We start from the raw sequence: 11,446 nt of genomic DNA on the forward strand, positions 1-11,446 counted from the left end.
GAATTTTAGGGAGGTTCAAAATGAGAAAACGATTTCTTTTTTCAATGACAAGTATGTTGCTTCTCTCTGTCCTGCTGCTTGCTGGCTGCAACTCGAACAAAAACGCGGAAGGCACAGGCAAGGTCACACTGACCTTCGGCACAAGCCAATCCGGTATTCCACGAACGGGGATTATGCAGACGATGGCGAAGGAATACGAGCAGGAAACCGGGGTCAAAATTGATTTTCAGGTGGTTCCTGACGCGCAGTGGCGTGATCTGATCAAGGTAAAACTGGCTTCCGGTGAGGCTCCTGATATTTTCAATGTAGATGTAGACCCGCTGAGCATGCCAGCCAATGTCAGACCAGAAGAAAATGCAATTGATCTGACCAATGAGGAGTTTACGGGACGGATGTCAGAAGAGATCTTGCCTACCGTCAGTCATAATGACAAGGTATACGGGGTTTCTTTTGCCCCTACGAAAATCTGGTATGTGTACTATAACAAACGTATCTTTGCTGACCTAGGTATTGAGCCTCCTACGACCTATGCCGAATTCAAAGCGATTAGCCAGAAAATTAAGGATAAAGATATTATTCCATTCTATCAAGCTCCAGCAAGCGGCTGGTATCAGGTGCTGCCGTTGTTCGAGACCGGGCCGAACTATGAGCAGAAGGCCGCAGGAACCTATGAAAAGCTGAACAATAATGAGATGAAGGTCGCAGACTTGACCCAATTGAAGACCGTTATCGAGCAATTGAAAGAATTTGCTGATCTTGGCTATTTCGGCAAAGACTTCTTATCCAATACAGTAGAAGCGGGCATTGAAGCATTTGGACAGGAAAAAGCTGCAATGCTGCTGCGTGTTCCAGGCACGGAAAAGGAAGTCTCTGAAGCCTATCCGGCGATGAAAGATAATATGGGATTCTTCGTGATGCCTTGGGGAGACAATCAGACGATTGGTGTGAACCCCGGCGGTTCAGCGGCCATGTTTGGCAACAAAAACAGCAAACATCCCGAAGAAGTGTTGAAGTTTTTCCGCTGGATTACCGAGCATGAACATCTGCAACAGGTGTTTGATGGAGGCGAAGGAAATCTGACGATCTGCTGGCCCGAGATCGAACCGAAGCTGACACAGGACTACATTGATTATGAGAAAAATCATGAGAAGGGCACCGTCATGCAGGCTGCCGTAAAATATATCGATCCACAGTGGATGGATATCGGTAAAGACTTGTCAGGCATGTTTGCGGGAGCGATGACCCCTGATCAGATTCTGCAAAATATTGATAAACGCCGCGCCGAACAAGCCAAAGTGCTGAAGGATGAGAAGTGGCAGTAACAGCCGAAGGTTATTTCGGAAACAAATGCACAACTGGAATGGAGTTACTCCATTGGTCAAACGCTGGGGTGCTTCTTCCCGTTTGGCAGGAAGGATTGGTGTTACGGGTTATGAATACGAACAAAATCTACCCTTGGTATTTCTCATCCGGAGCGATTTTACTATATGTGTTGTTCATCGTTGCTCCTGCCCTGCTGGGTACCTATTATTCTTTCACCGATTGGAACAGCTACAGTTCGGAGAAAAACTTTATTGGTTTGGAGCATTTCCGCACGATTCTGGCAGGTGATCCGACCTATCTGCTTTTCATTAAAAATACAGTGCTGTTTACGGTGGTTACCTCCTTCGCCAAAACCGTTCTGGGCTTGTTCCTTGCCCTGCTGCTGGTCAGCGGTGTAAAAGCTGCCAACTGGCATCGGATGATTATCTTTTCGCCCCAAGTCCTCTCCTTCCTGATTGTAGGTCTGGTGTTCAAAAGCCTGCTTGATCCGAACAACGGGTTCGTTAATGTTACACTGCGTTCCATCGGTTTGGATGCACTCGCCCAGAACTGGCTGGGCTCTCTCACTTGGGCGATGCCATCGATTATGGCCGTCGATACGTGGAAAGGCATGGGGTATATCATGGTGCTTTTTATCGCGGGACTGCTCGCCATTCCACGGGATTATTATGAAGCTGCATCCATCGATGGTGCGGGCTTTATTCAAAAGCTGTTCCGTATTACCATACCTATGCTGCTGCCTACCATCACCATTGCCACCGTCCTCAATATTACGTATGGCCTGCGTGTCTTTGATGCGGTATACGTTCTGACAAACGGGGGCCCGGGCAATGCTACGGATGTGATCAATACGGCCGTTTATTCATCTTTTGCCAAAGGATACTGGGGGCTCGGGAGCGCGCTATCTACCATTCTCTTTGTCATCATGGCGATCATCTCTTTCTTCATCATTCGTTTGATGAATCGAAAGGTGGAATATTAATATGCGGTTTCGAAAAAAAATCATGTCTCTGACGTTAAATGTACTCGCCTGGCTATTAAGTCTGGTTGTACTGATTCCATTTGCCGTTATCCTATTGAATTCATTCAAGTCAGACGCCGAAGCCAAGGTACTGAGGCTTACGCTTCCCGAGAAATTTATGTTTGAAAATTATAAAATCGTCTATGAGCAAGGACACTTGGGAGGTTCCTTTTTTAACAGTCTGCTGCACTCGGGCGTGTCATCTCTGCTGCTGGTGTTTGTCGTGGCGTTCTCTGCGTTCACGTTATCCCGCAATCATTCGAAACTGAGCAAGTTTTTGTACTTTTTTCTGATTCTGGGCATCACACTGCCACTAAACTATATTCCGCTCATGGAAGTGATGAAATCACTCGGGATGATCAACTCCCACGCAGGCATGATTCTGCTCTATACCGCGATGGGCATTCCCATCTCCCTGTTCATCACGTATGCGTTTGTGGGCAACATTCCGAAAGAGCTGGATGAAGCTGCAATTATGGATGGTTGCAATGGAATCAAGCTGTTTCTTCGAATCATTGTACCTTTGTTAACCTCGGTGCTGGTTACCGTATTTGTTCTGAATTTTCTGAGTGTCTGGAATGAGTTCACGGCGCCGCTCTATATGCTGAACACCGTAGAGATGTGGCCAATGACGCTGGCGGTTTACAATTTTTTCGGACAATTCAGCGCCAAATGGAATCTAGTCAGCGCCGATATCGTACTCACCTCGCTGCCAGTTCTGATCGTATTCCTCATCGGGCAAAAGTATATTGTAGGAGGTCTGACTTCCGGTGCAGTGAAAGGTTAGACCGGATTGTAGCTTTTATACAAAAAAAGCCCTCGTCTGAACCAACTGTACGCCGTTTAAGGTTAAGAACGGTATACACGGATCAGACGGAGGGCTATCTTGCTTCCTACAACACTATAAATGTATTAATCATGCGCAAGACCGCCCACATCGGGAGGTGAAGCGATATCACTGCTCTGCTCCAGTGATTTGATCATTTTCAAACGTGACGTGATAATCGCAATCAGAATAACGAACAGGCCCGCAATGATAAACAGCAACGCTATGCCTCTGCCAGGTCCGGTTCCGATGATCTGACCCACGGAGGATGCCAGCGCTCCCCCCTCCACTAGCAGTGGGTTAAACACATGGTCCGCCAGAAATCCAGCCAAACTGTACGCGATAATGAAACCAAGCTGGGACAGGATACCGATAATCCCCCACACTCTGCCCTGCTTTTCATTGGCAATATTGTTCCGCACCAACACATCTGCACTCATATTAACAAATGGCAGGGAGGACAGGAACAGAAAACCCGCAAAGATAATAAAGTAAATGTTCGTCGATACACCCAGTAAGGAGAACGCCAGACCACACATGACCAAACCTGCAACCAGCACACTCGCATATTTCTTCGTCATGGTGAAAATACCGATGCACAAGCTGCTGATCAGCATACCGATCGCACTAACGGACTGAAACGTTCCGAGTGTTTTGGCATCGGTGAATGAGAGCAACATTGGGCCAATGAGTGTTTCCAGGAACCCGAGATAGAAGGTAACCAGAGAAATGATAATAACGAGTAGCAACACACCTTTGTTGGTGACAACCTCTCTCCAGCCTTCCTGAATATCGGTCATCCAGTTGCGATCGTCCTTTTCCTCTCGCTCCACCTTCATGCTCTTGCGAATAACGAGTACGGCCAGAATGGCAATCAGGAATGTCGCAATGTTAATGATCATAATAACTTCAATCGTTGTCACGCTAAGCAGAATACCTGCGATGATCGGTGAAAACAAAAACTTGGAAGATTCAGCAAGTTGCACTAGGCCACTGCCCTTGGAAAACTGATCCTTATCCAGCAAGTCAGTTGCTGACGCTTTATATGCCGGACTTTGCAGCGCCGAGAACACCGAGCTGAACGCCACACCCACATAGATATGCCATAACTGGATATCACCCGTGAGCATGATCGACAGAATAAAGACCAGACCAGCCGCAGAGCCAAGGTCACCAATAATCATCATCGTACGGCGGTCAAATCGGTCAGCCATCACCCCTCCGATCGGGCGAAGCAAGATGTTGGGCAAAAACGTAAATAGCGTAATCAGCGCAACGCTGGTTGCCGTATTTGTTTTTTCGAAGGCATATACCCCCAGAGAGAACGCTGTCAGTCCGATACCAATCATCGAGATCAATTGACCAAACCAGACAATCAGAAATTTACCAAATGATTTGTGAGCAGTTTGTTCCATGGTTACGACTCCTTTACTTGTTAAGCTTGATGTGGGAAATATAGTCCCGTGACATAGGCAAAACTTCCATGTTCAGCACCCAGAACCCGTTCCATAATCTGACTGAATGCTCTAACCTTCTTCTGAAACTCTTCTTCCTGCCAATGAAAAATGCCCTGATCCAGCAAAAACTGCGAGGAAACGAGTAAAAACTCAATGCTCTCCTGAGGAGCAGGGGTATGAAATACCCCCTCCTGAATGCCCTGTTCTACGACTTCTGCCAGAATGGGGCTGAGACGAAGAACCGTTTCAACCAGACTTTTTTGATGCATTTCTACATTTTGCACGCTGTGCAATTGCTCGATCACGCCAAGCTTGCGATCATCAGGCTGATTTTGGGTCATAATGATGCGGAAAATTTTATCATGCGCGCTGAGCTCGGGATCTGCCACGACACGCCTCGCCGCAGCTTCGCCGCTCATAATAAAACGCATAACGATGGCATGCATAACCTCCTCTTTGGACTGGAAGTAGTAATAGAATGTGCCTTTGGCAATATCACAAGCCTGGAGGATATCCATAATCGTTGCTTTGGTGTACCCTTTGGTCACGAACAGAATTTCGGCCGCATCCAAAATTTCATTTCTGCGTTCCTCCGGATTTTTCATCAATCTCATATTCTGTCCTCCATTACCTCTCGACCGACTGTCGGTCTATTCTAGTCATGAAGCTCTAAGTTTAGAACCCCATTTCCGTCAACCATTGTCCTAACCGACTTTCTCTCGCCTTCAAATCCTGTTTGTCCCGGTCATACTTTCCGATGTTTTTGTCTGCAACCAGATTGCCGTCCATCATAAACAGTACTCGTTCCGAGCGGGCTGCAACTTTAACATCATGGGTCACGAGCAAAATCGTCGTTCCTGTGGCATTAATATCACCAAGAATGTCCATGATCTCATGTGTTGATTTTGAATTCAGCGCTCCAGTAGGTTCATCCCCGAACAAAATATCCGGATTGTTGATCAAAGCCCGGCAAATTGCGATCCGTTGAAGTTGTCCCCCTGAAGCTTGGGTAATGTTATGCTCAGCCAGTTCGTCGATTCCCATTTTTTTCATTAGCGACATTGCACGGTTGTTAATCGTGTCCCGGTTGCTGTTTTTGGCCAGATAAGCAGAAAGGATGATGTTGTCGAGCAGATTTAAATTTTTGAGCAGATGAATGTTCTGAAAAATAAAACCCATTTTGGTCAAGCGTAGACTCGCCAGATCTTTCTCCGGGAAAGCCGATATTTGTTTACCGTTGAAAAACACACTGCCTGCACTGATTTGATCCATGCCACTGATGTTATAGAGCAGGGTCGATTTACCCGAACCGGACGGGCCCATAATGGAGACAAACTCTCCTTTTTTGAGTTGCAGATTAATATCTTTCAGAATACGCTGTTCTTCATTCTCGCCAATCGCTACGGATTTATTCACATCTCTAGCTTCTAGTATTGTTGTCATCTTCGTTATGCCTCCCTATTCCACTATCATTTTCGAAATGCTAGTTTCCCGAATCGACTGAATGCTGATCCAGGCTGTAATAATGATCGTTCCTGCCAGTAGCAATGGACAGAGTACATACGCCTGCACCGGATCAATTACAAATACAATCTTTGAAGCACCAAAAGAGGACATAATGCCACTCACCAGCATTGGACCCAGTGTATTGGATAAGATTGTGCCTGCGGCTACACCTACAATGAGGATGACCAGTGACATGACGACATACTTCAACTTGATCTTGGATAACGCAAAGCCGATGCTTCGCAATACAGCAATATCGTTGTTATCTTTGGCAACCATCATCTGCAGGAACAGTGAGGTAATCAAAATAGAAATGAATACTCCGATGGCCAGTGCAAGTGTGGTCACCAGCTTTAATTGCTGAATCGTACCACCAAGCGTTTGATTCAAGTATCCTTGAAGATCCGTTACACGCGCTGGCGAGAAATCTTTCTCGTATGTTGCAATTTTGGCAGCCATCACACCGCGGTCTTTCAGATCCAAGCTGACTACATACCAGAGCACACTATCTTTGTTGTATGGCAAAAGCGCCTTTGCTGTTTTTCCGCCATTCGTCACATCCTGATAAATGCCGCTGACCGTCATCACTTGGTCTTGACCGCCCACTTGCAAGGTCAGCTGATCCCCCGTTTTAAGTTTGAGATCATTGCTGTTTGCATCCGAGAGAGCAATCTCACGATCTGTTGCTGGGGCATTTCCACTTAGATAAGACAAAGGAAATATACTGAAATCTCCGCTCTCCACGCTCAGATTGTCGTAGCTGCCTTCTGCATTACGAATCTTGAACTGGCTTGTTACGAGAGGTGAATATTTTTGAACATCAGCATCGTTTTCAATTTGATTCACCAGACGAGCATAACGCTGCTCTACATCATCCGTATGCCTAAGATCAATTCGAATATCACTTTGCCCTACACCCATATAAGATATGAAGCTTGGAGCCTGAAGTGTGTTCAAAAAGTTAAGCGGTACGATCATAATAAATGAGCTGACGATGAATACGAATAATAACAAACGGAACATTTTGACACGTTGCATCACGTCTTTTAACCCAAGGAAAACAGGCACGGAAGACCAGCGATTACGTGACAGGTTTAAACGGTTGCGAACGATCTGTGTATCTCCCAAACTTCCAGTGCGAAGGGCTTCCACAGCAGAGATCGAACGAAAACGACGAAGCACAGCGCGGCAGAATAGCACAACCATGGTGAATATCAAACCTGCTGCGAGCAGAGGCACGGCGAAATGTAGTAATGTAGCCGGTGCTTTCCCCATATACAGCATAATATTAGATACAAATAGCTGGTTCACTCCGAGGGAAGCGATGTAACCCAAGATGGAAGCCAAACCTGCCATAAACACATATTTGACCAAATAGAGCCGCTTGATATCTTTCTCTGAGATACCAATGGCTTTCATGACGCTGATCTCGCGGTAATCTTCCTCAATAGTGGCAAGCATGGTAAAACGAATACACAGCATCGCAATCAGAATCAGTACCAGGCTGACCAAAATAATAACGGCTGCAATAATTCCGTCTGTCATCCCATTGAGAATCTGGAACAAACCATAGGTCACCACCGGGCCAGCGTTAGGAAGCCCTGCATTTTGATAGGCTTGGGTGAACTCGCTTGTTTTGGAAGGATCATGCAGTCGGAACTCAATGAGATATTCCATCTCTCCGACCCCTTGCTTCAATTGCTCTATATCACTCGGGCTTACGATAAAACGCTTCGAGTGCACAACAGATGGATTCATCTGTGCATCACGCACAAAATCAACAATGGTGTATGAACGCTCAAAAGCCCCATTATTGATCCGAACCTGGTCACCGATATTTAATTTATTTTGCTGTAAATAATACACGGGCACAGCAATCTCGCCATCACGAACTTGGATAATCTCACTATTCAGATTCAGTAAATAGTCGAATTGCTGATTTTGTGTAACAAAGTCAATATCCATGACGGTATTTTTCTCGGACTCTGCACCAAGATAAAGGTTGGCTCCATTGATGTTAACCATCTCGACAATCTGATGTTGCTCAACCATTGCATTTCCTTCAGCCCATGTGTTCACTTTGGCCTGATCCAGATCTCCAGAGTGCATTTGCACAAAATGAGGTGTCTTCGATTCAGAGAACAAATACTGAATGGAACTCGTCAGTTCCATGATCATTCGAGAACCGGAAGATACCAGCAAAGCAGCGAGCAGGACAAAAATAAACAGCGCAGCCGTAATTCCTTTTTTCCTCATTAAGTCGTTTCTCAGCATTCTCAGCAGCATAAACTAACATGGCTCCTCTCATCTATCTACTATGTTCAGTGGTTCTACTTCTGGAGTCATAAAGCTTGTCAGATAATGCGCCACTGTTGAAGGGTGGTGCATGATGAACATATGTGTCCCCTCTCGAATGGTCTGAAGCTTCATCGGTACATCAAAATATCGTTCCCATTTGAGCGCTGACTGAAGGGGAACGGCATTGTCCCGTTCTCCCCACAGAAACAGCACTGGCAGTGAAAGAGGCTGACATTCAAGTGTCGCTGCGGATTCCAGCATGCGAAAATCTGCCCGAATTACAGGCATGAAATACTGCAAAAGTTCTTTTTCGTGGATGAGCTCTTTAGGTAGGCCGTCATAGGAAAAAAGGTGATCAATCAGATGCTCATCAGACATCTGATCATAACGGTTCAATCCACATTCAGCAGGCGTATTGCAGGCGGATAACACAAGACGCAATGTCTTTGCTACATCTGGAAGCTCCTGTTGTAACCGCTGAGTAACATAATAAGCTGTAATTCCGCCCAAGCTGTGCCCAAACAAGGTTGCGCCAGATTTAATTATAGGCAACAGTTCGTTCGTATAAAGCTCTACAAGTTGTTGCATATGTTCCAGAGGCTCTTCCGAATTCATCCCGTGACCGGGAGGTGTAAATGCCCATATTTCCGTATCCGGAAGGTGAGATACTAAAGGATAAAAACTCCGAGAGTGTCCACCCAGATAAGGAAAACAGATCACCTGCCTGTTCCCCCTGCCCTTCTGCAGTCGTTCAAGATAAGTCTGTGCCATCACTCCATCACCACCGTTAATTGCTTATTTCGCGTCTAGAACATATGCAGGAAATGTCTGGAGCGTTGTGTCAACTTTTTTGCGTTTAAAGACGATATGAATGATAATTGCCGAGGTTACGAAAAAGAAAAATTGCATGATCTGTACTTGCGGATTGAAGTAATACAGATCGATCTGACTTCCTGTAGCGACAAGCCAGAAAGCCAAAAGGTAAAACAACAGCGTACCTCTCGTAGCATTGAAGATGTAGCTCTGAAATACGATAAACGCCATAAGCTGCACCACGTAGTATATGTATGTGGTTGAGGTGCCAAAAGATGAAATCAGATAACCCGGAAGCACCCATAGTCCAAACAGGAATCCTGTAATCAGACCACTTGTTACATTGTTTTTCAACTTGCCTTGCAAGAAGGGAAGTAAGAATCCAATCCAGCCAAATAAACCACCGATGAGCCCCGTCTCCTTGAACAAGTTCACAATGCCAAGCCAGATCATTTCCGGTACACTATATGTCAGATCGGGGACCGGTATGCCGAATAGCAGGGAGCCAAAATGCATCGATGAAGCAAATACGATGGAAATACCGATAATTACAGGAATCCAGAACAGATCTTTTTTTCGCGGAACCAGCTTCAAGAACATGCCTTTCAGCGCGTCTTTGCCACCCATTAAATAACATGTAATTAATCCGGCAATGGAAGGAGAGTACAGAGCAACGATAGCTAACGGATGCATCAGATGCAGTTCACCAGTGATTGGTACAATAAAATCAGGAAAGAACATGAACAAGCTGGCAATACCATAACAAGTACCGAAGGACATCGCCAGAAACAGGTACATATACTTATTGGAAGGACTGGCTGCCGGGCTAGACACTGGACGAACAGATGACTGATTGGCTGTTATCATCGTGCCACCTCCTTGGCAGCAAGCTTTCTCTCAATGAGATCATGCAAACGGTTAATGGTACTGAAATTGGCCAAGTCCAGATCATCATTTCCGATCTCAATCTGGAATCTGCGCTCTACAAAATCCACTAAACGCATCGCAAAGAGTGAGTTGACAAATCTCATTTCAAAATAGTTGTCGTTGTCGCTAATTTGAGCGTCCTCATGTTCCATGGTAAGATTGTTTCCGATAAACTCTCGAATTTCCTGACGATAATCCACTGATCTTCCCCCTTGTTATTGATGTTGTCTTTCAGGCACACAAACTTCAATATAGTCCGGAAACTCCACAACCTGCTTCAGATCATGCGAAAAGACGATCTTTCCGTCAGGATCTGCAGACAGCTGTGTAAAACCAGCAAAACGATAGCTGATATTCATCATCCGGTTTCTCCCGGTTTCTCTGAAATCAGCAAGCATCTGCTTACCCTGTTGCCTCGCTTCACGCATAATATAAGTGAGCAATACACTTCCTGCCCCCCTTGACATGACGCGGCATGACATCAGCAACATGTTCAGTCTCCATATATCCGGCTGCTTATGAATAAGCGCGAGCCCGATCTTTCCATATGTTCCGTACTTGTCTTCAAGTTCACACACCAATAGCAAGTAATCCTGTGAAGTCATCAACTGATGTAGTTCCTCATAACTGTAAGTGATCCCTGTAGCATTCAACTGATTGGTACGAACCGTGAGCTCTTCCGCTCGCTGAAGATCATCCTCTGTCGCTTCATAGATCGTAAACTTCATACCAAGTGAAGCCAGAAACTTCTCCGAAGGACCTTCATACTGTTCTTCCGCCTGCTTTCGAAGTGTATCTGCCTGATACATCTGTCTTCTGCGGGAAGAGTCTGCTGTAATAAAGCGAGGCATCAGTCTCGGATCATTCAGCATCGTCTCATAGTGATCTGCATGAAGAACCTGAACATCCGCATGTACACTTTTCACTTCCTCCAGTTCAAAAGGCTGGTCGTCCACAAACAAGATGGCATCCATTCCGATATTGATGTTCTGCTGAATACGCTGAATGGATATGGACTTCGCATCCCAATGAATCTCGGGGTATAAAAAATACTCGGCAATGCCCAATTCGGTAAGTTTGGCCCAAGCCAGCTCTGCGTCATTTTTACTGGCAATGGAGTGCAGTATTCCGCGGCGGTCTAATTGTTCAATCACCTCCTTTATGCGCGCCCTTAGCTTCACATCTCCGGATTCAAGTAAGACTCCATCCCAGATCGTGTGATCCAGATCCCATACGACACATTTGATATCCTTCAACCGCTCCATGGTCATGCCT

The 11,446-nt window shown here is 45.7% G+C and carries 11 protein-coding genes; 3 read left to right on the forward strand and 8 right to left on the reverse strand.

What is annotated here, in order from left to right; all coding sequences use genetic code 11:
• The first annotated feature begins 20 nt into the window (after positions 1-20).
• The 3 genes from MKY23_RS20175 (at position 21) to MKY23_RS20185 (ending at position 3,131) form a co-directional block, all read left to right on the forward strand.
• A complete protein-coding gene (locus MKY23_RS20175; RefSeq protein ID WP_339831715.1) occupies positions 21-1,322 on the forward strand; it encodes an ABC transporter substrate-binding protein in 1,302 nt (433 codons plus the stop codon).
• Between the two features lie 110 nt (positions 1,323-1,432).
• Positions 1,433-2,305: a sugar ABC transporter permease gene (locus tag MKY23_RS20180; RefSeq protein WP_154887959.1), complete on the forward strand. Its 873-nt coding sequence runs from the start codon at positions 1,433-1,435 to the stop codon at positions 2,303-2,305.
• Position 2,306: 1 nt separating this feature from the next.
• Positions 2,307-3,131 (forward strand): carbohydrate ABC transporter permease, encoded by an 825-nt coding sequence (locus MKY23_RS20185; RefSeq protein WP_154983235.1) that lies wholly within the window; start codon positions 2,307-2,309, stop codon positions 3,129-3,131.
• Between the two features lie 125 nt (positions 3,132-3,256).
• On the opposite strand, the gene MKY23_RS20190 is transcribed toward MKY23_RS20185, so the two are convergent.
• From MKY23_RS20190 to MKY23_RS20225, 8 genes are all read right to left on the reverse strand, one after another.
• Positions 3,257-4,585, reverse strand: a complete 1,329-nt coding sequence (locus MKY23_RS20190; RefSeq protein ID WP_090914973.1) for an MFS transporter — start codon at positions 4,583-4,585, stop codon at positions 3,257-3,259.
• Positions 4,586-4,605: 20 nt separating this feature from the next.
• Positions 4,606-5,241 (reverse strand): TetR/AcrR family transcriptional regulator, encoded by a 636-nt coding sequence (locus tag MKY23_RS20195; RefSeq protein WP_090914975.1) that lies wholly within the window; start codon positions 5,239-5,241, stop codon positions 4,606-4,608.
• Between the two features lie 61 nt (positions 5,242-5,302).
• Positions 5,303-6,070 (reverse strand): ABC transporter ATP-binding protein, encoded by a 768-nt coding sequence (locus MKY23_RS20200; RefSeq protein ID WP_090914977.1) that lies wholly within the window; start codon positions 6,068-6,070, stop codon positions 5,303-5,305.
• Positions 6,071-6,085: 15 nt separating this feature from the next.
• On the reverse strand, positions 6,086-8,407 hold the full coding sequence (locus tag MKY23_RS20205) for an FtsX-like permease family protein (RefSeq protein ID WP_339831722.1): 2,322 nt from the start codon (positions 8,405-8,407) through the stop codon (positions 6,086-6,088).
• 30 nt (positions 8,408-8,437) lie between these two features.
• Complete coding sequence (locus MKY23_RS20210; protein WP_339831724.1) at positions 8,438-9,202, reverse strand: alpha/beta fold hydrolase; 765 nt, start codon at positions 9,200-9,202, stop codon at positions 8,438-8,440.
• A gap of 24 nt (positions 9,203-9,226) precedes the next feature.
• Complete coding sequence (locus MKY23_RS20215) at positions 9,227-10,111, reverse strand: hypothetical protein (protein WP_336120693.1); 885 nt, start codon at positions 10,109-10,111, stop codon at positions 9,227-9,229.
• Positions 10,108-10,371 (reverse strand): phosphopantetheine-binding protein, encoded by a 264-nt coding sequence (locus MKY23_RS20220; protein ID WP_090914983.1) that lies wholly within the window; start codon positions 10,369-10,371, stop codon positions 10,108-10,110. The genes MKY23_RS20215 and MKY23_RS20220 overlap by 4 nt, the downstream gene beginning before the upstream one ends.
• A gap of 15 nt (positions 10,372-10,386) precedes the next feature.
• On the reverse strand, positions 10,387-11,436 hold the full coding sequence (locus MKY23_RS20225) for an HAD-IIIC family phosphatase (protein ID WP_154887949.1): 1,050 nt from the start codon (positions 11,434-11,436) through the stop codon (positions 10,387-10,389).
• Positions 11,437-11,446: the final 10 nt, after the last annotated feature.

The organism is Paenibacillus sp. FSL R7-0272 (assembly GCF_037969905.1).
Taxonomy (GTDB): domain Bacteria; phylum Bacillota; class Bacilli; order Paenibacillales; family Paenibacillaceae; genus Paenibacillus; species Paenibacillus polysaccharolyticus.